The 26,203-nt window shown below is 54.7% G+C and carries 23 protein-coding genes and 1 pseudogene; 9 read left to right on the forward strand and 15 right to left on the reverse strand.

What is annotated here, in order from left to right:
- Positions 1-4: 4 nt before the first annotated feature.
- Together V8P86_RS08300 and V8P86_RS19090 are read right to left on the reverse strand one after the other, a co-directional pair.
- Positions 5-2,368 carry a hypothetical protein gene (locus V8P86_RS08300; RefSeq protein ID WP_336326787.1) on the reverse strand — a complete coding sequence of 788 codons (2,364 nt, stop codon included), beginning with the start codon at positions 2,366-2,368 and terminating at the stop codon, positions 5-7.
- 68 nt (positions 2,369-2,436) lie between these two features.
- Complete coding sequence (locus tag V8P86_RS19090) at positions 2,437-2,547, reverse strand: DUF8595 family protein (RefSeq protein WP_503629728.1); 111 nt, start codon at positions 2,545-2,547, stop codon at positions 2,437-2,439.
- Positions 2,548-2,657: 110 nt separating this feature from the next.
- On the opposite strand from V8P86_RS19090, the gene V8P86_RS08305 reads away from it, so the two are divergent.
- The gene (locus V8P86_RS08305; protein ID WP_336326788.1) at positions 2,658-3,521 is read left to right on the forward strand and encodes a TrmB family transcriptional regulator; all 864 of its coding nucleotides are present in this window, start codon (positions 2,658-2,660) and stop codon (positions 3,519-3,521) included.
- Between the two features lie 22 nt (positions 3,522-3,543).
- On the opposite strand, the gene V8P86_RS08310 is transcribed toward V8P86_RS08305, so the two are convergent.
- The 7 genes from V8P86_RS08310 to V8P86_RS08340 all read right to left on the reverse strand — a co-directional run bounded on the left by V8P86_RS08310 (position 3,544) and on the right by V8P86_RS08340 (position 13,784).
- Positions 3,544-4,530: an NAD-dependent epimerase/dehydratase family protein gene (locus V8P86_RS08310; RefSeq protein ID WP_336326789.1), complete on the reverse strand. Its 987-nt coding sequence runs from the start codon at positions 4,528-4,530 to the stop codon at positions 3,544-3,546.
- Complete coding sequence (locus V8P86_RS08315) at positions 4,527-5,489, reverse strand: NAD-dependent epimerase/dehydratase family protein (protein ID WP_336326790.1); 963 nt, start codon at positions 5,487-5,489, stop codon at positions 4,527-4,529. The genes V8P86_RS08310 and V8P86_RS08315 overlap by 4 nt, the downstream gene beginning before the upstream one ends.
- Before the next feature lie 4 nt (positions 5,490-5,493).
- The gene (locus V8P86_RS08320) at positions 5,494-6,663 is read right to left on the reverse strand and encodes an NAD-dependent epimerase/dehydratase family protein (RefSeq protein ID WP_336326791.1); all 1,170 of its coding nucleotides are present in this window, start codon (positions 6,661-6,663) and stop codon (positions 5,494-5,496) included.
- Positions 6,664-6,737: 74 nt separating this feature from the next.
- Positions 6,738-8,186 (reverse strand): RtcB family protein, encoded by a 1,449-nt coding sequence (locus V8P86_RS08325; RefSeq protein ID WP_336326792.1) that lies wholly within the window; start codon positions 8,184-8,186, stop codon positions 6,738-6,740.
- A gap of 78 nt (positions 8,187-8,264) precedes the next feature.
- Positions 8,265-8,669, reverse strand: coding sequence for a hypothetical protein (locus V8P86_RS08330; RefSeq protein ID WP_336326793.1), 405 nt, complete (start codon positions 8,667-8,669; stop codon positions 8,265-8,267).
- 1,580 nt (positions 8,670-10,249) lie between these two features.
- Complete coding sequence (locus tag V8P86_RS08335; protein WP_336326794.1) at positions 10,250-12,727, reverse strand: type IV secretory system conjugative DNA transfer family protein; 2,478 nt, start codon at positions 12,725-12,727, stop codon at positions 10,250-10,252.
- A 31-nt stretch (positions 12,728-12,758) separates the two neighbouring features.
- Entirely contained in the window at positions 12,759-13,784 is a 1,026-nt protein-coding gene (locus V8P86_RS08340; protein ID WP_336326795.1) for a hypothetical protein, read from the reverse strand.
- A gap of 446 nt (positions 13,785-14,230) precedes the next feature.
- On the opposite strand from V8P86_RS08340, the gene V8P86_RS08345 reads away from it, so the two are divergent.
- Positions 14,231-15,184 (forward strand): hypothetical protein, encoded by a 954-nt coding sequence (locus tag V8P86_RS08345; RefSeq protein WP_336326796.1) that lies wholly within the window; start codon positions 14,231-14,233, stop codon positions 15,182-15,184.
- A gap of 1,022 nt (positions 15,185-16,206) precedes the next feature.
- Here V8P86_RS08345 and V8P86_RS08350 read toward each other — a convergent pair.
- The 5 genes from V8P86_RS08350 to V8P86_RS08370 form a co-directional block, all read right to left on the reverse strand.
- Entirely contained in the window at positions 16,207-16,737 is a 531-nt protein-coding gene (locus V8P86_RS08350; RefSeq protein ID WP_336326797.1) for a DUF7437 domain-containing protein, read from the reverse strand.
- 391 nt (positions 16,738-17,128) lie between these two features.
- Complete coding sequence (locus tag V8P86_RS08355; protein ID WP_336326798.1) at positions 17,129-17,665, reverse strand: PIN domain-containing protein; 537 nt, start codon at positions 17,663-17,665, stop codon at positions 17,129-17,131.
- A gap of 14 nt (positions 17,666-17,679) precedes the next feature.
- Complete coding sequence (locus tag V8P86_RS08360) at positions 17,680-18,306, reverse strand: DUF7437 domain-containing protein (protein WP_336326799.1); 627 nt, start codon at positions 18,304-18,306, stop codon at positions 17,680-17,682.
- Between the two features lie 168 nt (positions 18,307-18,474).
- Positions 18,475-18,603, reverse strand: a complete 129-nt coding sequence (locus V8P86_RS08365; RefSeq protein ID WP_336326800.1) for a hypothetical protein — start codon at positions 18,601-18,603, stop codon at positions 18,475-18,477.
- 82 nt (positions 18,604-18,685) lie between these two features.
- Positions 18,686-19,270, reverse strand: a complete 585-nt coding sequence (locus V8P86_RS08370) for a nucleotidyltransferase domain-containing protein (RefSeq protein WP_336326801.1) — start codon at positions 19,268-19,270, stop codon at positions 18,686-18,688.
- A 350-nt stretch (positions 19,271-19,620) separates the two neighbouring features.
- On the opposite strand from V8P86_RS08370, the pseudogene V8P86_RS08375 reads away from it, so the two are divergent.
- Both V8P86_RS08375 and V8P86_RS08380 read left to right on the forward strand, forming a co-directional pair.
- Positions 19,621-19,809 (forward strand): annotated as a pseudogene (locus tag V8P86_RS08375) (cell division control protein Cdc6); the annotation flags it as partial.
- A 521-nt stretch (positions 19,810-20,330) separates the two neighbouring features.
- The gene (locus tag V8P86_RS08380) at positions 20,331-21,524 is read left to right on the forward strand and encodes a Cdc6/Cdc18 family protein (RefSeq protein WP_336326802.1); all 1,194 of its coding nucleotides are present in this window, start codon (positions 20,331-20,333) and stop codon (positions 21,522-21,524) included.
- A gap of 239 nt (positions 21,525-21,763) precedes the next feature.
- Here V8P86_RS08380 and V8P86_RS08385 read toward each other — a convergent pair whose 3' ends face one another.
- Entirely contained in the window at positions 21,764-21,997 is a 234-nt protein-coding gene (locus V8P86_RS08385; RefSeq protein WP_336326803.1) for a transcriptional regulator, read from the reverse strand.
- A gap of 280 nt (positions 21,998-22,277) precedes the next feature.
- Here V8P86_RS08385 and V8P86_RS08390 point away from each other — a divergent pair, with 280 nt between their 5' ends.
- Genes V8P86_RS08390 through V8P86_RS19095 form a run of 5 tightly spaced genes read left to right on the forward strand, consistent with a single transcriptional unit; the run spans position 22,278 to position 25,882 of the window.
- On the forward strand, positions 22,278-23,081 hold the full coding sequence (locus V8P86_RS08390) for a hypothetical protein (RefSeq protein WP_336326804.1): 804 nt from the start codon (positions 22,278-22,280) through the stop codon (positions 23,079-23,081).
- Positions 23,081-23,338: a hypothetical protein gene (locus tag V8P86_RS08395; protein WP_336326805.1), complete on the forward strand. Its 258-nt coding sequence runs from the start codon at positions 23,081-23,083 to the stop codon at positions 23,336-23,338. Before V8P86_RS08390 ends, V8P86_RS08395 begins: the two co-directional genes overlap by 1 nt.
- Positions 23,335-24,564, forward strand: a complete 1,230-nt coding sequence (locus tag V8P86_RS08400; RefSeq protein WP_336326806.1) for a ParB/RepB/Spo0J family partition protein — start codon at positions 23,335-23,337, stop codon at positions 24,562-24,564. The genes V8P86_RS08395 and V8P86_RS08400 overlap by 4 nt, the downstream gene beginning before the upstream one ends.
- Positions 24,565-24,566: 2 nt before the next feature.
- Complete coding sequence (locus tag V8P86_RS08405) at positions 24,567-25,493, forward strand: ParB/RepB/Spo0J family partition protein (RefSeq protein ID WP_336326807.1); 927 nt, start codon at positions 24,567-24,569, stop codon at positions 25,491-25,493.
- Positions 25,490-25,882 carry a DUF8112 family protein gene (locus V8P86_RS19095; protein WP_503629729.1) on the forward strand — a complete coding sequence of 131 codons (393 nt, stop codon included), beginning with the start codon at positions 25,490-25,492 and terminating at the stop codon, positions 25,880-25,882. Before V8P86_RS08405 ends, V8P86_RS19095 begins: the two co-directional genes overlap by 4 nt.
- The last annotated feature ends 321 nt before the right edge of the window (positions 25,883-26,203 follow it).

Here is a 26,203-nt window from a genome sequence, read left to right on the forward strand (position 1 = left end):
GTCTCTATCCGTCGCTGCCCGTGACCGACACCGTCGCTCCGTCGTAGACCTCTGTCTCGTTGACCGTCACCGCCTCTCCGCCGATTTCGTACTCGCCGGGATAGGCGACGCGGATGATTGCCGTACCGTCGTCGTTGGCCATTGCCGTTCGTTCGTACTCGAACTGCTCGCCTGCCGTCTCGACCGAGGTTCGCGCTGTGACGTTTGCTCCGGGTTCATTCTGGGTCTGGATGACCGCGCCGGCGACGAGAGAGAAGGCCCGCACGTCCTCGTTGGAGTAGATGAGTTGGTAGTGAGCGACGCTGTCGTTGCCCGCGCCGAACTCCTCGTAGAGTTTCGTCTGTGTGGACTTTCTGGGTGCGTCGACATCGGTCAGGACGACGTATCCGACCCGATTGTTGAACTGCTTGAACTGCTCGTCCGGGTCAGTGGCCGAGATGAATTCCTCGAAATTCGACCGTGCATAACTGTAACCCTGAGACTCACCGCTGACGAAGTAGTTGTACATCCGGTTGTCGCCCCACTGGCTGAGGACAAAGTTTTCGGGGAACGCTTCGTCGTGCTCTGTCGCATGCTCGTCGATGGTCTCCATGGCTGCGACCTGCCCCTCAGAATACTGCGTTTGTGCGAGCAGTGAGGGGACGAAAATCAGGTTCAGCAGGAGGACGAGCGCAATCGCGCCGACGAGATATGCACCAATCGAGGTTGTCTCCGGCAGTTCGAGTGCGGGACCCTCCGGTCCATCTCTGTCGAACAGTGAGACGGGCCGTGCCAGATCGACCGCGCTGAGGAGATACACGAGTCCCACGGCACCGAAGGCGGCACAGAGAATGCTGAACTGGGCGGCGAACCGCACCTGCACGGCTGCGATAACGAGATAGAACCACGTAAAGGAGACGGCGGCGAGCCAGCCCGGCTCGTAGTTACGGGCGACGTAGTAGGTCACGAGCGCGAGCGGAACGAGCGCGAAATAGAAGCCGAGCCCGATCTGGGTGAGCGGGCCGAAGATGAACGCCTGCTCGGGATTGAACAACGAGGCTGTTTCTGTGGCTGTCTCTCGATTGAAGAAGGCATCTGAACGCTCCTGCAATCGGGCAACATCCTCCGGGCGAAGCTGCCAGAAGAGCACCGTCGCGACGACGCCGACGGCTCCCTCCGCACCGAGCAGTCCCGCCGCTGGAAGGTCGGCGCGCAGCCACAGGTGTGCGAGGACGGCCACGGCGATCCCGCCGAGCGCGACGCCAACGGGGATCGTCACGGCGATGGACTCGTGCCAGCCCCAGCGGAGGTGTGCCACGAGTGCGAGCAGGCTTCCGACGCTGATTCCGGCGAGTGCGGGCGCGTTCGCGAACAGCGGGTCGATCTCTTCGCGGCAGTCCGCGACGACGCGGAAGCCGAGATAGATTGCGACCGGGACGAAGGAGAGCGGCGAGCCACCCCACGTGTGCGATAAGGCGGCGACGGAGATGGTGAGGAGCCCCGCGACAGCCCAGGCCCGTGGGTCGCGGGCGTGTGCCAGTGCTGGTTCGACTGCGTCGGCGCGATGGCGGTCCAGTACGTCGACGGCGAGCCAGCCGAGCGAGTAGGCCATCAGCCCGATCCAGAGATACTGGTACGGTCGGTGTTCGAGAAAGCCCAGTTGCGTGTAGACGACGTGGACGGGTGTCAGCGCAAGCAGAACGACGGAAGTGAGGGCGATCCGGTGATCCGCGGTGAGTGTGTGGGTGAGTCCGTAGACGAGGAGTGCGAGGAGGATGCTCGCGACGATCGGTGTGAACGCGGCGACGAGGTCGGGTGCGCCGAAGAGGTCGGCAAACCACCAGTTCAGTGCGTGCGTGAGTGGGCGGATGCGCGTGAGTTCGCCGATGGTCGCGGCCATGCCGAAGTCGAACGCACCGCCGGATTCTGCGAGGAGTTGTGACTGCCAATAACGGTAGAAGTACGGGTCGTTGGCCGGGGAGATGATTCGCCCATCTCTGAACAGCGAGCGGAAGAACAGCGAACGGGCGGCGACGACGAGTGCGAGTGCGCCGAGTAGCCCCGCGAGTACGCGGCGGTCCACTGTGGGAAGTGTGATGTCTACGTCGAAATCTGTGGTCTGTGCGGTGTCTTGGTTGGAGGCGTCGTCGGCGAGGGCTGTTTCGACTGCATCGTGATCGGTGAAGCGATAATTACCGTCGTCCGTTTCTTGCACGAACGGGCGGGAGACGAGTTCGCCGAACGTGCCGGAGTCGACCGGCGCGTCGTCAAACTCCCAAGATCCGTGCTCGTCTTCGTGTTGGAGGAGTGCTTCGAGTGTCTCCTTGTGGTCGGGATGGTCGCCGAGAAACGAGCGCGTCGCTTGCTCGACACGCTCGGGGTCTGTCATTGGTCTGTCGGTGGACCAGCGCGGATTTAGTGGTTTCGCTCCACTTTCTGCTCTGTGTCTCGGACGAGCTACTCTTCTGCACCGCCGCGTGACTCGCTCAACTTCTCCCAGATCTCCACACAGCCAGCCCCGTCCTCGATTTCAGCAAGGTGTTCTGACTCAGATTTGTTTCGTCCCATAGTTACTCAGTTTCTTAGTAAATCAGTTGTACTGTGCCTACTTAAAATTTCCCACTAGCTAAGCGTTAGCCTGACTGGTGTTTAAGAGAGGACAGACCCTTAAGCGAGTCATGAACGATACGTCGGATGCTGACCAGCTATTCGACCATCTCGGACTCGGAGAGTACGAAACCACGGCACTCAAAGGACTGCTCACGCACGGACGATCAACGGCTCCAAATCTCGCTGAAGCAACAGACATTCCGAACGCGCGAATTTATGCTGTTCTCGACGAACTTGCGGATCGGGGGTTCATCAAGGTAATTCCCGGAAGGCCCAAAGAATTCCAACCAAAGGCCCCTGACGAGATCCTTGATCGCGCGGTCGAGAACCGCCACCAGGAGTTTGAGTCGTTTCGTGCGGAACTCGACGACCTTCGAGATGTGTTCCTCGATACGTTCGAACCCCGATACCAGCGGGCGAGTGAGGATCCCTCACCGACTGAAGAACTGTTTCACGTCGTCGATGTTGGAGAGCCCAGCGAGTCCGAAACCCGCTCGATCTATCGGAATGCGGACCACACGCTCCATGTCATGACAAAGAGTCTTGAATATTTCGAGAGCATCCGGCCCGCTCTCACCGCGGCAGTCGAACGCGATATCGATATCGACATTCTGTTCCTCCACCCAGAACATCTTTCCGAGCACAATGGCGCGATTCAACGGGAAGTCGTCGGTGAACTCACGACAGAATTCCCATCCGTTGGAATCCGGTTTAGCAAAGAGCCGCTGCCGTGGCGTGGCACGCTCGCAGATCCGAGTATGGATTACGACACCGGTATTGCCATCGTTCTCGTTGAGGAGAAAGATGTCCCACTACACATGCGACAGGCTGCTGTGACTGAAAATGGTTCGTTTGTGGCCGGACTTAAGCGGTACTTCGATCTCATCTGGGAACACGAAAGCGTTCCAGCGGGCGAGATTGCTGGCCTGTAGTCTGGATGTTCCTGCGTCGTTCTTACCCGCCGCTACGCGCCCGGATAAGCTCTCGAATCGTTTCTTCGACGGTGTGTGCCGGTTCCCAGCCTAACTCCGATCTGGTTCTGCTGGTGTCGACAGTAAACTGGTCGACAAGTGTCTCTCCACTCCGGGGGTTTTCGACGAGGCTAACGTCGGTGTCGATACTTGCCTCCTCGCTGGCAATTGTCTGGACGAGTTCTGCGACGGTCTGCACGCTTGGATCTTCTTCGCTAGCGATTTCGTACGCTCGTGCTCCTGTCTCTCCCTGATTGCGTTGCTTGATCAACTGTTCGGCGCTTCTGATGTATGCGTCTGCAACATCCTTCACGTGGATGTAGTTCCGCGACTGGGTGCCGGGTTCGTACACAGTCAGCGGTTCGTCAGAGAAGACTCGATCAATAAAGAAGTTGATGACTGTCCCTTTGGTCACTCGCTGGCCCTCGACTGTGTGTTCGCCGTAGAGATTCGAGATGAGGAATAGATGTGCTGGGAACGAATCCTCAGCGTATGTTCGAATCGATTGTTCGCTGAGGAGTTTCGTTCGCCCGTACCAGTTCATCGGATCCCGTGGGAGATCGACGGTGATCGGAAACTCAGCCGGATCTCCCAACACGGCCATGCTGAACGGGAACGCGAGCGCTGCTCCAGTCTTTCGGCAGAACCAAGCCACGTTCTCTGTTCCCTGGACGTTGACTTCGTAGGCGAGATCCGGTTGTTGCTCACAGTCGTCGACGCCGCTGATTGCAGCTAAGTGCATAACGATATCTGCGCCGTCGAGGGTCTGTTCTAATCTCTCCCGGTTGCGGATGTCGACGTGCTGGACAGTCACATCTCCGATCTCTCGAATTGTTCCAAGATAGAAGTTGTCGAGTGCGATAATCTCCCACTCTGGATGCTCCTGTTGGATCTTGTGGACGACACGACTGCCGATGTAGCCTGCAGCACCTGTGACTGCGACCGTCGGTGGTGAGTCTTCTGTGGTCATGTGTTCTCTGTGAGATCTCCGCTGGTAAATGCTGTTGCAAGTTCTCGGACACCCTCGCGGAGCGTATACTCTGGTTCGTAGCCAGTCGTTTCGACGCGGTCGAAATTGACGTGATAGGATGGCCCGGGATGTTCGTCTTCGAGATACGTGATGTCGACACCAGTGCCCACCTCGTCGTGGACGATCTCGGCGATTTCGCTGATTCGGTAGTTTTCGCTGTTCGCGCCGACGTTGTAGATCGACTCGGGCCACGATTCTGGCTCGAGTGTCGCCTGGGTAAACGCGCGCGCTGCGTCCTCGACATGCATGAACGGCCGCCAGTTTGATCCGTCGCCATAGACGGTCAACGGCCGGTTCGTGAGTGCGCGAAACACGAACGTGTTCACAACGAGATTGAACCGGATGCCTCGGGCGTATCCGTAATTCGTGCTGAGTCGCAGCGCTGTGGCGTTGCCGTCGAACTCAGCGAGCAACTCTTCGGACTGAAGTTTCGATTCAGCATAGGGATTGATCGGATGCGGTTCTGTTGTCTCGTCGACGTTCTCGTGCGGCGCCCGGCCGTAATTATTGCAGGACGATGCAAAGGTCACCGTCTCGACGCCGAGTTTCTCGGCCGCATTCAGGACGTTTCTCGTCCCCTCAAGATTGACGGCGAACGTTTCCTCGCGACGGTCGTGTGTGCTCGCAGCACCCGTGATCGCAGCAAGGTGGATCACCGAATCGACACCACGCATCGCGCTCTCGACTTCACCGTAGTTTCGCACATCTCCTTGCCTGAACTCCAGTCCATTGCCGACATCCGCATCCATGAGATTCGCCGGTGAGCCACCAGTCAGCGAATCGAACACGACGACGCTTTGAGTCTCCTCAGCGTCCTGCAGTTGCGGCACGAGCGCGCTCCCGATGTACCCACAGCCACCTGTGACCAGGACGTTTCGGTCGTCCATTGTTGTTGCCATGGGGTTAATCTTCGAGGACGCCCGGAAGGAAGCGATCCTCGTGGGCCTTTACGCGGCTCTCGTACCGGAGCAACGTCTCGAAGATATCTGAGACAGCATTCTCAAAGGACTGTGACTGGCCGCCGATCAACTCGGCGTAACGGTCGTTTTCGATCTCCATTTTGTGTTCCTCGTCTTCGTCTCGGGGGTTCTCGAAGTGTTCGACCGCCACATCAAGGTCGTGTGCGTCACCGACATTAGCGATCGTGTTTGCGATCTCGACGATGCTGATCGCGCGAGTGACCTGATTGTAGACGACGTGGTCGTCGGGGCGCTCGTCGGGATCCGTGAGTGCGAGTTGTGCGAGGCCTTCGACGGCATCTTCGAGCGAGACGAACGGTTTGCGCTGTTCGCCCTTGCCGTAGACCGTCACGGGGTAGCCCGCGACTGCCTGCGCGCAGAATCGGTGTGTGACCGTTCCGAAGTAGTAATCGAAGTCGAAGCGAGTGTTCAGGCGCTCGTCTGCGCGCGTTTCCTCGGTTTCCGTACCATAGACGATTGCCGTCCGCACGTCGCTGATCGGGATGTCGAACTGCTGGTTGGCCAGTCGCATGTTCGCCGCATCGTGGCTTTTCGTGAGGTGATACCACGACCCCGCCATCGCCGGGAACGGCACCTCGTCGCGCTCGCCGTCGTTCTCCATCGTCGCGCCGCCCTCTGGAATGGGGAACTCCGGCGCGCCGTAGACGCCCGTCGTTGTGGTTTCGACGAAGTGGGTATCGTTCAGGTCGTTTTCGTGGAGGCCAAAGAGGAGGTTCCGTGTCGCCTGGAGGTTGTTGTGCTGGGTGTAATTCGCCCGCTCGCCGTTGATCTGTGAGTACGGCGCAGAGGGCTGGGCCGCCGTGTGGATGACTGTGTCGGGTTCGTGGACCTGTAGGAGTTTGTCCACCTCGGCGCGGTCGGTGAGGTCTGCCTCGACGAACGAGAGATTATTAAGATCGTGGACCTCTTCGGCGGCTTCGAGGCGGTCGTCGATGTCTGCGATTGGCGTTGCACTGACGCTGCCGACTTCTTCGACCCACTCGCGGCGCGCGAAGTTGTCGACGAGGACGACGCGGTCGTTGGTTCGTGTGGCGATTCTAAGTGCGGTCGGCCACCCGAGGTAGCCGTCGCCGCCTGTGACGAGGATGCTCATGGTTACTCAGAATGTGAGTAAGCACATAGGTCTTTTTGTGTAGTCTGGCTGTGGTGACCTTCGACTGTGTCCCGTTACTCTATTGCTTTCAGATTGTGCTGTACATCGAGCCAGTCGATGACGGCAGCAGTGGGTTCGATTGCGCTCGCGATTTGGCTCGCAGATTTGTACGCCATCGGTGCCTCATCGAGCACCGATTCGTCGATTGATTCGGAGTAGATGCCATCCATCGCTTCCTCGAACTCTCCGACAGAAATTGTCTCCGCGGCTTCACGACGGCTCATCGTCCGGCCAGCGCCGTGTGGCGCGGTCCGGTTGTACGACTCGCTGCCCTTCCCGCGTGCGAGGACCGAGCCATCGGCCATGTTGAACGGGATTACGAGTCGCTGGTTGTCTCGTGCTGGCGTTGCGCCTTTTCTGATCGTCAAATCGCGAAAGTCGATGTAGTTGTGGATCGACTGGAACCGTTCGCGGAGCTCGATATCGAGTGCTGCACAGATTGCGTCGCTCATCAACTCGCGGTTCCAACGGGCGTACTGCTGGGCAAACAGCATATCCACGTAGTAGCCGTGTGCCTCACGACCCTCCAGCCAGTCTAAATCGGTGTTGCGATCCTCGATTGTTTTGCGTGGCCGAGAGAGTGCCTGAAAGACCTCGTCGACTTCCGCTTCGTCGAAGTCGGTCCGAATTGCGTCTTTCCGGAGGTGGGATTCACCTTTGCCGCCGGTCACCCACGCGAACAACTCCTCGTCGCTGACGGTCGTCGGATCGAACTTGAGATAGTCGTGATACTCCGTGGGAAGGGACTGCCGGATCGCATCTGCCTCACGATATTCGGTGGCTTTGGCCTGCCAGTACTCGGCGACGGATTTGCCGAGATACCGCGAGCCACTGTGGATGATCAGCCAGTAGGTGCCCTGATCGCGGGCCTGTGCGAACTCGACGAAGTGGTTGCCGCCACCCAAGGTCCCCGCGCTCTTGATGATGTGGCCCATCCCCTGACGCTGCTCGGCGAGGACGCGTCGGCAGAGTGATTTGAAATACGCGCCGTCGTAGCCGTCGAACTCGAAGTCTATTGGGTTGATCGACTGGCCAAACCGCTCACGATAGGCCGTCTCGAACTGCTCGAAGACGGTGTTTGCTCGCTCGAAGGGAAACTCGTTGACGAGGTGTGGTGCGTCATCGTACGCGTGAGTCTGCTGGCCCATCGGCACGGCAGTACGGACTCGCTGCTCGCGGGTCGTGTGGTCGAGCGGGAGGCTGTCTCCGAGATTGGTTGCGGCCATGCCACAGCCAACGTCGACGCCGACGATGTTTGGGACGACCCGGTCCGGCAGCGGCATGGTGAACCCGACCGGCGCGCCCGCGCCGACGTGTGCATCCGGCATCGCTCTGACCGGTTCTGTAAAGGCTGGATGGTCGATCAGCGTCTGGATCTGTTCGAGACAGTTCTCCTCGATGAGCGACTCGTCGTCGACCATCACTCGGGCGTCGGTGTATTCGCCGGTCAGTTCGATGGGCATCGGTTCGTCTTTCGATTGATGGGAGCGAGGTTTGAGTCTGGTGCTGGTGTGATGGCATTTGCCACACACCTATACAGATCATTTTATGCGCTCGAATCCTTCGAGTTTGCCGTGGGTGAACGTCACCTGATATCTCACAACCGGATCCACGCTCTCGAATGAGTGCGTGATCTGGAAGCGACCGTGATACGAATCTCGTTCGGTCCAGCCGTCATGAACGCGCTCCATCATGCCCACGTAATAACGGAAATCGTCTTCGTCAACATCCTCGTTGTCAGCGTATGGTCGCTCCTCTGGTGGAACGGATTTTCCATGCCACTCTTTTTTGAGCAACTGGCCGTCTGCGGTGATCCGAAATGTGGACATACTGGGGCGGTCGATACCTTTGGTTTGCCAGCTCACCGCGTCCGGTGGCTCGACCCCGTCCGGATAGTTTGGCAGGTGTACATCATCGTACAATTCGACAGTATCAATTACTCCCATGAATATCACCTCGTGCAGAGTAACCACATTGGCCGGACGCTTCGGCCAAGAGTGATAGTGCACTGTTCCTGTGGGTGTGTATTAAGATTATTTGACGTGTGTTCTATTTTGACATGGACGGAACGACCACTGTGCAGGACAGTAAGACACTGAACCAAACTCACTGTGAGGCAGTATCGACACCTGCGTTCTTTATAACCCCTGCTTGGAATTTTCGCTACCCGAAATGAACAGTGTCAAGCTAGGGTGGCACATTACGTTTGGTACAACTCACACTCTTTTAGCTCTGTCATACTGGTAATCCAAGTGCTGTCTCTCGATTATTGGTTTGAATACTCACCCAATTCTCATCCGCAAATATAGAAATGAATATGGAAAATAGGTGTGTTCTCGGGGGGGTATCACTAATGAAAGAACGGACTGTGTCGAATGGCGACGGGGCTTGAGAGTGAATAAAATGCGATCAGAAATAGGAGATGAGATCCTACTCTGTCTGGGATGTCTAGACGTCACTGAATACTGACGGTAAGGAGATGCCGATGGGCACCCTCCAAATCATTGGGAAAACAGACAACGTTTCTCGTGGACTACACGACACTTCTGAAGAAGATGGCCTTTCTTGTCTCTCTGATCTCCCTTGGGGTGTTTCGCTAAGGCAATGGGTATCAGCGATCAAGGGGTACCCAAGTCTGACGGTGTCTACTCCTCGTCTCTATCCGGTGTAATCTTCTACCCTCGAAACGCGTCGATGTGGCTCGGTCCCTTCGCATTTACAAGGTGTAGACAGCACTTACGGACTACTGCGGAGTACACAATTATTCTCCAGCACTGGGCGTAATAGATACGTGGAACAGTCAGCGATCACAGTTGTGGCACGACCACCCTGACAAGATGATCTGGCTGTCCATCACGGAACCGCCTGCGCCGATTTTCTTGCCCGGCGATCTTATTGGTCGACCTCACGATCCACAACTATTGGTCGGACAATTCGGTGTTTTTGTCAACCCCGATACCAACCGATATATTTGCAAACCAGTGTGTCTAAGTTGGTTGTCCACAGATAGACCTTCGCTCAGGGACGTGACTGCTGACCCCGACAGCACACGCTGACCACTCAGAAACTACCTTACTTCTGACATAGATCTCTTGACCCAAACAGCATTCCCAGAGCGAACAGACGCTCGGACTGGGCGGACAATCCCTGCGGGATTTTCAGAAAACACACCCATTTACACATCCATATTTCTCTCCTTGCGGACGATAATCAGCTGTGTTTTTTGCTGTGTTTGCCGGCGTTGTCTGGTGGTTCTTCCGATGATATTCTCTCATTTTGGAGTGTGTCCGTTGCAGTTGAAATGGGGGATCTCCGGGTAACACCCACAATGGTCTCAGTGAGTGGTTCCTGAGCCAGTACTGCAAATTTTGTTTTTTATATACTTATCAAATCTCGTATGGTGGCTTGTCTCGATGTCCCCCCCATCCAGACTGAGGTCGTGTCGAGTTCCCACTCAGACTCTGTGGTCATCGGGCCAACGAGAGTGACTGTCACAAGCGCGTGCTCACAGATGGTCTGAGTAGAGTTACTGTGGCGGTGTCTCAGGGAGTTCTGGCTCCGGAAGTTGTTTGCGGAGTTGGTTGAGAGTGAAGATTCCGGTTATGCCCGGCGTATCGATACCAGAGATCTCTTCGATACGGGAACTCTCGCTGTATGCATCGATCCGGGGTTTACCTAACTCTGCAGGTGGGTCCGCTAACGGTGTCAACACTGCATCGTGCCCGCGGCTTGAGGAGCCGACAACCCACAACGCCTCGTCTGGCTCGACTGTTGCAATCTGGTCGTAATCGCGCACTGGTGGTTCGTTGCCGTCGTTGTGGTCGAGTTCAGCTTCGCCGATCAGCCGGACTGTCCCATCGTCATCACGACCAACGAGATCGAATCGTGTTCCGCCATCGAGATCGAACTGGCGATGATGTTCGCTCAGTTCGTAGTACGAGTCGACCTTGGTGACCGGTGAGTCGGGGTCGTCCCGATACTCTTGGACGACATAGCGACGTAGTGCTTCGATCATCGCCTTGTGGAGCATTGTCTCCGTTGTATCACCGCGGTTGTGTCCCACCTCGATGCCTTGCCGATGTGAGCGGTTCAGTAGGTCTCGGCCCTGTTCTGTGACCCGGTAATATGAGTACCGGTGGAGTTTGTTGTTCGTAACCAGTCCCTCCTCTTGGAGTTTGCTGAGTCCTGCTGAGTCGATGCCGAACCGCTTGAGAACCGTGTGAGGGCTATCGTGGACAATGTCGAATTCGAGCGGCGCGTACCGGTTCTGTGCCATATTGTACAGAACCTGTAGGCCACAGAGCAAGCGGGGCGAAACTGGAGCCGCTTCGATTTCCGGTTCTGTCAGCGTCAGGCGAACGTGGACCGGTGGAATGGCATCTCTGTGAAGTTCGTTGAGGGAGCCGTGACAGGCGACGGTTTCGAGGAGTCCTCTGAGTGTTGCCGGGCGGTCTGCCCCGCAAGTCGCACAGGTGATCGCATTTGCTGCCGATTCGTACAGTGCCCTCCCTGGTAGTGACTCGAGCCACGGCAGCGTTGTGATTGCCTGTGTTCGTCGATATTGCGAGAGGTTTCCGACAGACTGTTCGGCTGGCTCCGTGACTGTCGTTGAGACACGACCAGCCCGCTGTGTTGAACCAGTCAGCGAAATCCCGTGTTCCGCTTCCGTTTGCCGTTTGCACGCCTCCAGTGCTTCCTGAAATTCGGAGCGCTCGTCGTCTGTGAGCGGGGCCGGTCCGTCTGGATGACCCGGCGGGAGCGGTGGCTCCTCTACTACGAATGACTGGACAGATCCGTACCCTCGGCTTCCGGCCGGTTGAAAGAACCATTTGTTTGCCGCCAGGTTGCTTACTCGATTTTGTACCTCACCGGAACTCATATGCGACCCGGACAAGCGGTTGACCAACATCTCATCACCACGGACTGCGCCCGTCAGCACCGTTTCACAGTTGTTCAAGACCTCGCTGTAGATGTCGACCTCTGCAGTTGCTTGGGTTTTGCCATCGCTGTCGAGTTGTTTTGGATACTGCAGCATCGGGACCGTGCCGACGTTGAATTCCCGCCCCATCGTCAGCAGCTTCTTTAGCGGGGCATCGACGCGGAGGTTTGCAACCTCGTCCACGAAGAGAAGCACGTATGGTGGATCGTTTTGTCGTGCTGTTTGGCGTTGGCGTGTAAGGCTCCGATAGAGTTCTTCCAACAGAACGTTGGCCAGAACTCGCTTCGTGTGTGTGGCGGCCCAGCCGAGGTCAATCAGAATCAGAACATCTTCGTTCAACCACTTGTCGAAGCGAAATGCCTCTGTTTGATCGGCCGGAACGTGTGAGAACAGCGTCGACAATCGCTCGTTCGCGTAAACCTTTTCAACTCGCGTGAGTGCGCCGTCAAAGACGTTCTCGTTGTTGTGTTGTGTTCCGACTAAGAGGTTATCCAGCAACTGGTCGGTCTCTGGGTCTGCCACCTCGGGCACTGTCTCGTGTTTGTAGAGTTCGTAGATGGCTGTCTGAAGGTCGCCGATCGTGAACGCGTCGCTCCCGTGGTGAGAATCGAACAGCGCTCGCATCAGATGTTTGATCACGTCCTGTGAGCGGACCGTCTCGAAGCCCTGTGGGATCAGGTGGTCGATCAACTGTACAAAGTGCTCGCTGAGATCCGCGATGGCCTGATTTCGTAGCTTCTCCCCATCGAGCATTGGTCGAATATCGAACATCGACAGCGCTGGGAGATACTGGTTACAATCAAAATACAGGACGTCCTCAAGTGAGCTGGTCTGAGCGTAGTGTGTCCGTGCAACCTCGCGTATCCACCCGCTCTTTTTTGGGTCGATCACGATTGTCGGCCCGTCAGTCACGGGATGCGCGGTGCTGATCGCCTTCGTTGCTGTCGTCGTTTTTCCACTGCCCGTCCGGCCGGTAATCAGCGTGTGTAGATTCCAGACGGAGGGGGGAATTCCAACCTCCTCGCCGTTGGTACATCCGAGCGTCATGATATTCGGTCGTGGCATGGTTGTCGTCTCCGTTGTCTTAGCGGGCTTGTCAGGCGTTGCTGTCGTGATGGTCGTCATTGGACCGTGAGCTCCGGTCACTGTCGCGGGTGAGTTCATCAAGCACTGATTCTGGTGGTCTGTCTGTTGGGTTCTGATCCCGGGGTCTTGTCTGGCGTCTGGCGCTTTCAGTTGTTTCAGTCGTTGGCAGACACCAATTCCAAATTGTTCGTGAGTCGGCAACGATTTCGGGTGTGTTTGTCACACGCGGGATGTGAGTTCGGAGTAGCCCTCGGCCCCCGTAGTGCTCTCTCTCAAGCAGTTGCTGACTGACTGTTGAGAAGTCCCTTTTGACATAATTCGTTTCACCCTCTGTGTAGACTGTCTTCTTGATCTCTATCTCGTCAGTCGTCGCCTTTTCAAGCCGCTGTCCAATTGTGTTGAACACATAATCTGCCTCTATTAATGCGCGCCCCTCGGGCACACACGCAAGCATTCTGACAACGATATCAAAGGTGTTATTTCCGTCCGTTTGTTTGCACTTTTTGCGTTTCTCAGGGTTGCATGTCTCCGACGAATCCACTCTATTGTTTTGTCCGTCACTGCTGTCTGACAGCGCTCGATCGATTCTTTGCGAACCCTCAACTTTCAGATTTCCATAAAATCCTCGGTCATAGCCGTTTGCAATACTCTGTTGTTTGGATTGCAGAGCCGACTCATCAGACTCTCTGCCACGAATTAATATCTGGACACCGGTATCAACCTCAGCGGCTTGCAGGTCGGCTCTGATGAGATCAATCATCAGGTTGGTGCTCTCACCGGTTCCTGGGCAGGTGCTTTCTTCTGTGAGTAATCGGTCACTCTGCGGCGTAGCTGAGACACTGTATTCTGCGATTTGCAGTGTCGCCTCGGGATTTGCTTGTTCAATCAAATCCCTGAGATCCATCCGTTCAGTTGGCTCTTTATTCAACACCACCGGTGCATGGAGTTGGTCATACGCGCTTTTCACCCCATGTGCATCGTCAGCATGCAGGTAGATGTGCTCAGTTCCTGCAACATTTGTCAAATGGACTGCCATTGTTGGTGTTCGCTGTGCTCGGCGGTGCCGGCTATAGTGCTTCCAGCCATACCCTGTACCGCTGGCCAATCCTACAGTCCCCGCCAACGACTCGACCAACCCGACCGAAAATGTCTGAAAGGCAATAAGTCCGAGGGCACCGACACCCGTGACAAGCGGAATTGCACTGTATCTCCATATCGCGGGGGCGTGCAGGTCAGTACTTGATTCAGTTGGTCTACAAGCGATATGAAGGGTTCGCCCAGCTGATGCATAACCATCTGAAGGGAGGTTTCCGCGGTGTGATCGTATCTCAAACGTTTCGCTCCCGTTATTTTGTGACTCCATCGGTGCCAACCATGGTTGTGGTGGTATTGCCGATTATGTTCTTTCCTAATAATCGGATATATTGTATTTTCAATGAAAAAAAGAAACGTTTATATCGGGGTTTTTGTTAGGGTGGGAAAATGCTAGAATTACTACTTTTCCCTCAGGCTACTACTGAGGATAAAAAACGAAGTCAAGACTTGATTGATAATTTTGAGTGTCAAGACAGCAAGGTTTTAAAACTTTTTGGACACATCAATACTGTGACTAAACTTCGGGAAGGCGGATATGATACTTTTCATATAAGCAAATACAACGAACTGATTTCCTCTGACTATTCTAAAGACACTCTTGAAGACCATCTTGACATCCTAGCTGAACGAGGATATCTCTCCAAAATTGAATTAAACAAAGATGATCAGACTGTTTATCGCATACTCTCTCGAGAATCGGTTGAACCTACGATCGGCCCAGCTAGAACCGAGATTCCAGCACTTTCCCCACCGCCTACGTTTCCAGCACTTTCCCCACCACCTGGAACTTCGGCTCTCCCCAAACCGGCCGAATACGCGGCTTTCTCGTTGACATTCAAGACTTCAGTCCCACCCTCGCAACTTGCGGGTCCTGCTATATCTTCGACGCCTAAAACCTCAAATTCATTTTCCGAGCCGCATTGTCAAGATTCCCCTGAATCACCACCGGCATCCTCAGAGGGTATTCTGAGTTCAGTAATAAACCGAGTCGAAACAGTTACTCAAACAGTCCAAAGGAGTTTCGCCGGTGGCTATGACGTGTTTTCTACTCAATTTGAAGAATACGTTGACTTCACCAAGCAAGATGAGCGTTGCATATCCGATCCCAGGCTGAGGGTTGAGAAAAATATTCTCATGAATGTAGCGACAGCTATAGCAGCGTTACTGCTCACAGGGGCTATACTCACTTCCTCTCAAGATTGGTTTGTTGTCTTTCTTTATGCTATTACGGCTCTGTTTGCCGTTTGGTTTTCATACCTCTTCGCTAGAGCATACCAATTCGCGTGTGTAAAATACATTTGGCCTACGCTCGACAGAATTAAGCCTCTAGTAACAGTCTAACTCTTGCTTGGCTTTTGATCGACTCAAGATTTCTCTTGTTAGTGTCAACGTCGATTGTACCTCTGTACCGCCATGTTGGCTATCTTGGTGAGAACGATGCCCACCGCTTCGAGAGAGAGAAAGAGGACAAAGTCGCGAATTTCGTGAACGGTCTTCATGACGATTGACGCTATACAAAGCGCATGCGATACACTTCGTCCCGCCCGTTGGCCAGTGGCTGCTACGTAGTCTCTTCGTTTCACATGTGCTATGTGCTTTACAGAGTATCAGTCTCACCAGTACGGGTTGTTGTAACGGATACGGAACAATGCGGTTCTGTACCGCTGATTTATAAATACCAACCGTAGTGAGTGGGGCCTGATCAGACTAGACTGTCTGACATTCTTAACAGCCTAATTTCGTTGAGAACCAGTCATAATGTCTGGCGACGCTGCCTCGGTAACTGGCTGTTCACAAGACACTACCCGATAAAAACTCGATCCGTTGTTGAACAGAGGTAGCGGGCGAAAGATTTCAAATCGGACTGTTTACTGGCGACTCAACGCAGTGGAATCGGATCCGGTTAGTCTGGACGACTCGATTTTCACTGATTAGCCCTCGTTTGCATTGAGAATAAAGAACCTCTCCGAACGAAGACAACGAACCGCTCTATGATAACTTCTGACTGAATCCCCGCCGTTGTTCGTCAACAACGATGCGTTAGTCGCCATCCTTGATTAGGGCGACAGCCAATACGAGTAAGTAAACTCCTCGTTCACCCGACCATACCTGTACCAATATCGGCGTGCCCGCCATCTTAATCACCTATGATCCCGCTGAGGGGCCTGATCTAAGCGGGAGAAGTTTCTCTACCACGCGACTCCGTGAGACACACTCCTCGTACCGAGTGAATGCCATTGGACTGGATAGCTAGTCACACTGGAGACACGCCCCGCACAACGAGTGAATCTCTCGGGATCACCAATCGCAACGAAAAAATTGTATCAACAAGCGTTGGTTCGTCTGGTGATAGGGGTCTCTCGCTACCCATCCTCGTTTGGTGTCTCGTGTGAGAAATCCTCGAGTGAGGCCTCGATTGAGGTGTCGACCGCCGGTGCGGCATCGCCGGCAACGAGATCGAAGTAGGGGTCGTGTCTGGCGCCGACAGCGATTACTCGTTTGAGGGCGCCCACGAGCGACATCCCCTCAACGGGTTCGATCCCGAGTGCAGTAGCAACCATTCGCTTTGTTTGCTGACCAGCGTAGTACTCTACGACGAGTCGGACTGCAGCGGCGATTGTCCCCGGCCCGTATCGATTATGGACGTAGGCGACATCGTCATCGATTTCTCGAAGTGCGACTGCGTGGAAGACCGTCGGCGTAATCGCGATTCCTTCCGGATCAACGTAGGCGAATGCCTCTGCGGTGATCTGGTGGGGTCGAGTCGACTCATCCCGGTCAACTGCACCGACCCGTTCGAGTTCTTCGATATCCTCGTAAGTTGTCGCCCGCTTGAGATCCAGCGCTTCGATGATGGTGTCGATCGTCGTGGGCCCTGTGTAACAAGTATACACATAAATACGAGCTAAGCGGGGGCGTTGCAGCAACTCAGCAGCGATCAAAAAATCATCGTATTCTTCGACGCTGCTTGCCCGCTCTGGAGTTGGTTCCTCTGAGCCGGGTCCGTCTCTGATGATTGGCACAGTATGCAATACGAAATCTGCAGACTTTAGATTTGCACCCTCAGTCTGTTGTGTGTGATTGTGCCAATGCGATCTATTCATGAAATCTTGAGGCGGATACCTCGGGGCTTGATTCTGAGGTGATTGATTTTGCCTTGCGTTCCGTCAGGGCGGCGTCCCGTTCTGTGGTGACGAGATGGCGTTGACAATCGGTTCAGCGAGACACAACCGGTGGGCTTGCGTTCCCACATCCGAGACGACGGCCAACCGCGCACTGAAAATATTATATAAGTGTGACGTCGTCATCATCACGATCAATAAGACCCCAGAGCGTGAGCGTCGAAACTTGCCCGTCATATCCTAATGATGCCATTGCGGTTTCAATTGCTTCTCGAGCAATCCGATCAGCGGTGATCACTGTCACGCTGTCCGCCTGGCCCTTATCAAGGAGATATTCGACAGCAAGTCCCGCGAATACTGGATCGGCTTTTTCAACATCGTGTTCGTCTTTTTCCGGCGATTTCGAGGCGATTGCTCGCCGGACGATGTCTTGCGCCGTCGTCGCCTTGCCGTGTGAGACCGTTGGGGCCGAGACAACGTTCGCCCATCCCTCCTCTTGAGCACGCTCTAGTGCTGGTTTGACACCCCCTTGTTCGATCTCGTCTTCAATACGAGACGGAACCAACAGCGTCACGTCAGCACGTTGAACGACGCGACGAAACTGACGATATTTGGCGGTTTCTGGATTTCCGATACTAATGAACACGTTGGTATCAATTAGTGTGGCGTGCTCAGATGAGAGGAGAGATGACGTATTCATAAGGAGAAGACCACTTACGAATCATCATCTGGCAACGGAGCAGTTACATCAATCTCAGTCTCAAATTCAATATCGTCTGCAATCTCCGGGAAAATTACGCTGAAGTAGGGGTCGTATTCGCGCCCGACAACTATTGCGGGCTTGAGTGCATGAATGATACTGATCGCCTCACCAGTTGAGATCGCAAGCGGATCGGCGGCCATCCGCTGTGTAATCTGGCCTGCATAGTGAAGTCCAGCCTGTCGGACCGCAGCAGCGAGTTTGCCGACACCGTGTCGTTCGACGAAGTATGAGATCTCCTCATCGACTTCTTGGAGCGCAACGGCATGGAGAATCGTCGGGGTCACTACGATGCCATCGCTAGTGATTCGGACCGCGGCTGCTGTCACGTCAATTGGTCGGTCCCCCTCCAGTGTGACGATACCGAGTGCATCAAGCGTCCCAACGTGATCGTAGACTGTCGTTTTCGGAATCTCTAGCGCGGTTTTGATCTGCGGTCGAGTGACCGGCCCGTAATAACAGACATACACATAGACACGCGCGAGTTCTGGGTTATCCAACAGCCGCCCAACGGTGGCAAGTTGATTGATCCCGCTTTCAAGATCCTCAGACGGTGTTTCCGAGACGGGCTGCGGAGCCATGCTCGATAGTACGAATTCCTTGAATTTTAAACTTGCTCTGCTGGGCGATCAAAATTGTCTTTGGTATGTTTGTTTCAGGGTGACACCCCGTGCTGTGGTGACGAGATGGCGTTCACTGTCTCCCTTGACGAACTTGAACAGAGCCAGATTGAACACGGCATGCGCGAGTTAACCCAACATGGCCATCTCGCGCTCGTGGCGACGCTTCATCTTGCACTCGACGGGGATATGCCCGCGCGTATCCTGGAACGCGCGTTCGGCGGTCTCGAGTGCTTCTTCGACGTAGCTGTTATCCATCTGTGAGTCCCTCCTGTTTCAATTCTTGGAGTGTCTCTGTCGTCGAGAGGGTCATTCCCTCCGCAAAGATCGTCTGCAGTCGCTATCCGTACTGTGTTGCTGTTTCAACCGACTCGACGAGTACTTGGAATGTGTACCGATCACCGTCGTACCGGCGATCGTGGAGTTCCTCAACGATTTTGTGTGCTGTTTGTTGTCCGACTGCTTGCTTCTCGCCAACAAGAACAAAACAATCGATATCGCTCTGGCGATCTGCTTCCCCTCGGGCGACACTGCCGAACAGGACAATTCCCCGTATTTTGGTGAGGTGGGTTTTGAGTTTGGCTACAAGATCACGGACTGGGTCGTGAAATTCTGTTTGCGGGATTGCAACGATTGGATCGTCCTGTTTGTTGAGTCGAGCGCGGTTGATTCGGACGAGTTTCTGTGGGCCACTCTGTTCAGTCGTGACAAGATCAGCGGTTTCTAAATCAGCCACCGCTTGGGAGACGCTTCGATGTGTGAAATCTGTCGCTCGGCTCAGTTCCCGGATGCCAAAGCCAGTATAGGGATTGTCCGCTAACAACGGCAGTATCTGTGCCGTTGCCCGGTGGCTGAACAGGTCTGGATCAGTAACCGGGATCGAGAGATCCAGCGTTATCCCTAGCTGGCTATTTTTTCTATCCATGAATATTATAACTATCCGAAATTGCTTAAAATATGTCGTCAGACTTACCGTTAGCTCAGAGAGAGAGACGGTTAGTGTGTCTGGATGGTGTTCCTTTCCCCGGCGGTGTGACTGCTGTGATCGTCGGCTCGGCGAGACAAATTCAGTGCCGTTGCATTCCGGCATCCGGGAAGACAGCCAACCGTACGCGGAGACGAACCTAGCGTCGGCGTGGCGATGTTATTCTCGCTGGTGTCGATATTACTCGACCACACCTGTACTGGTACATCGGCTTACCCACCATCTTAGTCACCGACGACCTCGCCGAGGGGCCCGATCTAGGCTGGAAACACTTTTTCACGCGCATTGTCGAGCGAGCGGGATCCGAGCTACTTTCCGAGGATCGCGTGTACCGACTGCTCAAAGAGCAGGCGTTTCTGGGGGTCACTGAGTCTAACCATACTGGTGGCGGCCAAAGGCAAGGCAGTTATCTCGAGCATCGACTCATGCGTGACCCCGAAATCGTCGTGAAAGCGCTCGAACATGCCGACTCGGTCTGAGGTGTTCACTCGTTGTGGGGTGTGTGGGTGGGATTAGTCGGTGCGGGATGTGTTTGTGACAGAACACTCGACACAGTGGGGTCTCAGTGGGTTCGTTGTTCCGAGAAGTTCACGACACACCCGGGGGTTAAACACGACAGGGGCCCCTCCTCTTAAACGTCACTCCCGCCCCCGGGTGTGTCGCGAACTCTGCTGACTAGTGCGTGGGTAGTGAGTCAGAATGCACACGCCACTATTTGACTGTTCTCGAAAACAAATGAAGAGCGAATTATCACTATCTCTTCCGAAGCCAATACGGTCCCGATGTAGACTGTTGTTAATCTCAGAATCAGCTTCTTCAGCCAAGATCTCCGGAACATGGATACCAAGGCCACACCCTCCCCGGGTGTGTCGTGAATTTGGACAAGCTAGGATTACTACCATAGCCGAGATCGACTATCGCTGAATTCACGACGCACCCGGGGGGTTGACTATATGTGCGACACACAAGTTATATTTGTATGTGCTGTGAGAATAAAATCATGCCAGACTACTTCCAGGATCGCTCGTCGGTGTTCCGGGATGAATCCGTACTCGCCGAAGAATACACGCCACACGAGCTTCCGGAACGAGAAGAGGAACTCTCAGAACTCGGCGCTGCACTCAGCCCTGGTTTGGGGACAGGGGCTCCGCACGATGTGTTTCTGCAGGGTAAAACTGGCCAAGGAAAGACAGCTGCCGCTCGATTTATTCTCTCTGAATTTGAAACTCGGGCGGCCGAGAACGATATTGAATTGACGACGATCTTTCATAGCTGTGCAGGACAGACCTCGTCGTATCAGGTCGTCTGTGATCTTGTCGAGAAGAAAACCGGAGAGAATCCGAATGGACACCCGAAGCGGAAAGTATTCGACCACTTTTATGATCTGATTAATGATATTGGTGGAACAATTGTTCTCGTTCTCGATGAGGTCGACTCAATTGGCCAAGATGATCTTCTGTTGTATGAACTGAGCAGAGCAAAAGACAACGACCACATCGCTGACGACGTCGGTGTAAGCATCATCGGGATCAGTAACGATGGCAACTTTCTCGCGGAACTCTCTCCGAAGGTCAAAGATTCGTTCAGAGAACGGCGGGTTATGTTTGATGCCTACGATGCCTCGCAACTCCGTTCAATTCTTGAGCGACGCGCAGCGATGGCGTTTGTTGACGGCGTCGTTGACGAGAGTGCGATCGCGCTCTGTGCAGGCTACGCTGCGAACGATCAGGGATCTGCACGACAGGCAATCGATTATCTCTATGAGGCGGGTGAAATCGCGTTGCAACAAGGTGACGACCGCGTGACCGATGAACATGCGGAAAAAGCCGAAGCAAAGGTCGATCGGAGGTCCATCATGCGGAGTATCGAAGGTCTCACCCTCCAAGATCATCTCGCCCTTGTTGCGCTTGTGATGCTGGAGTCACAGGGAGACACGCCAGCTCGAACGCGCAAGGTGTACGCAACTTACCGGGACGTGTGTGCGGAATTAGAGACGAATGACATCTCACTCGATCGGGTTCGAGATCATCTCAAGGAATTAGATCTTCTGGGTGTGACACGATACACGATTCGAACGGCTGGCTCTGAGGGTGGGCGAAAGTACTTCTGGGAACTGAACACTGATCTGGGTGCAACGATCAACGTACTTGATTCGATTGACCGTCTTGATGGCGTACTCGGATTGGTCGACTAGTTCACGACGCACCCGGGGGTGGGGGATGGACGAAAGATCGGTTCAGCAGTAGACTGACTTCTCGGTGCGGCACAGGCCTGTGGTGTTTTTGCTTTTGTTTGCTGTACCGTTTTGGATTCTGTACTGTTGAGAACACTTGACACGGTGGGGTGTGAGTATTGTTCGATGTCTCCGGTTGTTTTCCGTAGTTCACAATACACCCGGGGGTGGGGCTCTCGACGTACATTTTTCCCCATTTTTTATTCTGAGATCATCCAGACAAGTGAGTTGCCGACTTGACGACTTTCTACTTCATCCTGCTTTTCCATTGATTTGAGCCGTGTATATGCCGTTCGTCGAGTACAACCAACTTCTTCTGCAATCTCTGATGTACCAGCCATCCCGTCAAGAACTTGGATCGCAGAGAAAAAGTCTGAATTGGAGTAACTTGTCGTGTATTCTCCAGACTCCTCATCGCGCTCCTTGCCGGGCACGATTATTAATTCATGGACATCACCTATGTAGGTAATGGTCCGATACCATCTCCTATACAGGAGATGGGAAAAGCTTTTGCCATTACATAGTGTAGGAGATGGTAGAGAAGTCCAGTCACTCTGGCATATTCCAGAATGCCCGCGTGGTGAGGCACGCGGACTGGGCTTCTGGAAGGCAGAAACCCATGAAATACTCTGGATCCGCCGGTATTCAAAACACCGGTACGACTAGCGCATCGCTTGGCAACAAGATGTCTGTGACATACACGAGGAGGAACAAATGAGCCAGACGGACTCCTCCTCCAGCGAAGAGATCCGTCGAACGGTCCAAATCCCTTCGCTATTGACTAACTCTCTCCGTGCGGTTCTTGACGCCTTCGGCCAGAAGATAATCCGTTTGAAAGCCAGCGGTAGCATCGAAACGACCAACGGGAGACTTCTGGATGACTTGCGAAACTACGACGTTAGCTGGGAACAACAGGACCACCAACGCGTCAGGATCGATTACGAGCAACTCCCCGGTGCAGATGGGCCGGCAAATCCGTTGACTGACGACGCACAAGCGCGCCTTCTCGAGGAAGTCGAGACACGGCTCGGACCACGAGAACGAAGCGTCGAACCTGACCTCGCGGTCACACAGTGTACGCTACGCATTACGGACGAGCGACTGCAGGCGGTCACGCCAGCACAGTCTCCGGAGTTCGACCTTCGGTTTGTCTCTGATCCTGCGGAACCACCAGTCCGTGAAGTGACGAAACGGCACAACGCCGATCGCGGACTCTATACCGAGTTAGGGTTCGACGTCCGGAATCTCAACCTCCGGTCAGTGATCGAGACGGAGACCAAATTCCACGAGCAGGCGAACGGCAAGTACCTCAGTTGGGCTGGGCCGGAGGATATCCGACCGCGCTCGCCCGAACGGCTGGCTGTCCGGGTTAATGAGCACGTGCTGCCCGACGCGTACGGCGTATTGAAACCATACGTCGTGACCGATGACCGAGTCCTTGAACTCGGCGAGTCGGTCGACGAGGCAGTTCCTGATCCACAACCGTTCGGTGGAGTGGGGTCTGGAGGTGAAGCCTAATGGCTCCGGCACAGTTCAGTATCGACGCTGACGAGGGATTTTACCTCACCGTCGCCGATGACATCACTGTCTACGAAGAGTACGACGCTGCCGTTGCAGAGATTCAATCCAAGTTGACGACTGATGCTGAAGGCTTTCTCGCGGAAGTCGCAATTGAGCAGACGGGAGAGAGTGACGATGTTGCTGTTACGCTCGAACAGGTCGGCTGGCAACAGATCATCCGCGATATGGATCAAGCCGCGGGTACAGACCAATGATCCGGAACGAACAGATTCCAATCGACGATCTCGTCGTTGATCCAACACAGGCGCGCGAAGAGCCGTGGATAAACGACGAGAGCGATCGCCAGCTGGCAGCGTCCGTTGCTGACGATGGGCTGTTGCAGGATCTGCTCGTCCGTCCGATTGAGCACGTGACTGACGGCGATTTCGGGGGTAACACGGACGCATCGTACGCGATCGTCGCAGGATCACGTCGCTATCACGCAGCGATGGATGCTGGATTGGAAGCCGTTCCTTGCAAGGTACTCGCAGCGGATGATCTCGATGCGGCGTGGACATCACTACTCGAGAACACTGAACGGAAGGCTCTTTCCGAACAAGAGGTCGCCCAACAACTCGCGTTTATTTTCGAGTTGGTGCGTCCACGAGAAGAACCGGATGCCTGTCCGCAGTGTGGAACCTCAGTTGCAAACGAACAAGGGCTCTACTCTCACTATACGGGAACTGACTGTCAGCCGCCATCGCTTCCAAGTACGGATGAAGATTCTGGCGGCCCGACCGGTTGGGATGCGTGGGCTTCAGACGGGTTCACCACGGAACGACAAGCAAAACGGTATCTCGCCGAGCGATTTCTCGGCCGGCATGATAATGATGCAGTCCAGCTTATCAAAGGCCATCTGCGGACGGCCACACTGCCGGAGCCAGTGCAAGCGCTATTCAAAACACCTGATGACCGCACCGCGACTGAACGACAGACGCTCTCAAACTATGGCATCGATACTGGGACAACGCTTGGCAGCGGTGACGGGCGTTCGGGGGCATCGCGGGAAATTGCAACCCTGCATGAGACCGTTGCAGCTGAACTTGACAGTGATGCCGTCGATCCGACGAACGCAGTTCTTGAGGCCGTCGGTTCACTGAATCACGAGGAGATGTCCGAACAAGAACTGCGCCGGACGATCAGGGACTTCCGTCATGAAATGACGAGCGACGTAGCGGCCGCTGCATCGCCGGCGGAACAGCGCCAACAGTTCAGCGAGACCTTGCAAGCCTGTGCCGAGGAGTGTCGAGAAACATACGAAGAACTTGTGCCACATCGACCATTCAAGCGTGTCGATGTATTCGGGCCGGAGACTCACCGCCACAGTCGCTGGCACGCCCAAGCGAAAGCCAACCGGGAAGTTTCAGGGCACGTAGAACTCGTCCGTGAACTGTATCAGGAACGACTTGCGGACCTTGCAGAGCAGAAGGGGTGGGAGTAACAATGGCATCGACACCCCCGGCACCAGCTGCGTTGCCGGCGCAGTACGATGAGTTAGTTGCCATCGAACGGTTGGTTCATGGAAAACACAACCCACGACGCGTCTCACCAACGGCGACACTCCGTGAGTCGATCAAGCAGGATGGCATCCAGCAGCCACTGATTGTCCGTCTCGCTGATGACCGGGATGTCTATCACATTACGGATGGTTGGCAGCGGTATCAGGCCGCAACGAGTCTTGGCTGGGAGCAGTTGCCGGTGCGTGTTTACGAGACGCCGCTGGCGGCTCTTTCAGCAACGGAGTCCGCTAGTATCGTGCGTGAATGGAGTTCGTATGACTGGGCGCAGTATTGCCAGTCGTTGGCTGTCGAGTTGGGTGAGGAGACAGACTCACAGCGAGCGATTGCTCGCCAGGTTGCCGGCCGGACTACCCGGAGTTCTCAGTCTGTCCGTCGGTATCTCGATGCACTTGCTCTTCCGGATATTGTTCATCCGCTGCTCTGTGATGGGCCGGAGGGTGATGCCCAATCGTGGCAGGCCCTCCGGCATTACAACGAGGATGTGCGTCGCTACAAGGGACTCTCCTGGCGGGTTGCCGCCCAGCTCGGACGACGGATGCAAGATATGGATGTTTCGGTTGAGCGGACCGTTGGGACGGCGGCAAACGCTGTCGAGTATGAGATGTCGTCCGCACTGGAGTTCGTTGACCTCGCAATGGAAGAAGCGGAGTTGCCGTTTCAGTTGGTTCACCGTCGCACGCAACATGAGAATCGGTACAACGAGTATCTACAGATTCCGAATGTGTCGGTAGCACTCGAACAGGAAGAGCGTGAAGCGATTATGGCCTACTGTGCCGAGCACCGCCAGCCGTTGAGTTGCGTGGTCGAAGACGAAATTCGGTCTCTTGCCACGGAGTTGATTGAGCGATGACTTGTGACTGTGCTGGTTCCACGGACGATTCGGTGAGTGTTGGTGGCGACGAACAAGCGGCGTCGTCGACAATCGAGCAGATTCTCACTGGAATTGTCGTCAGTGATGACTCGGACGTGGTTCGATGCACTTCGTGCGGCGATATCATCGCTGTAACTGACATCGTTTTCGCGTATGCGTCGCGCTGCGTTGAGGAGGTTGAGTGGTGTATCCCCCGGTTGTACTGTGTCAGTTGTGCACCTGCGACCGTTCACACGCCGACATTGGGTGTTGCAGAGGTGGTTGTCGGTGGACGGCTCGGTACGCGCTCATGTCCAACTCCGCGGACACACCGATCGTGTCTGACTGAGATTGCTATTCGGTCATACAGTCCACCGACTGAGGGATAATCCTCAGTTGAATTCTTATTCACGAATTGGACACGACATAATGCCGTCCACGTGCGGAGACATACTACTACTATTACTCAGCGCAAGTTTTCAATAATACAATAAGACATCGTTGTTTGTCTGCTTGTTGTTCGATTATCAGCAGAATTTGATTGAACTCATAGCTATTGGTGGCACTTCAAACTGTACTACAAACTCTTATTAAGATCAATTAACTTTGTTTATTCTACGTAGGCCCGAACGTATCTGTGGAGTGAATCAGGGGCCGATTTGAACACGCGAAAGCCTCTAGCTGCTCGTCAGGCTGAAGTTGGTCCGTAG

Source organism: Halovenus anhuiensis, from assembly GCF_037080055.1.
GTDB lineage: Archaea > Halobacteriota > Halobacteria > Halobacteriales > Haloarculaceae > Halovenus.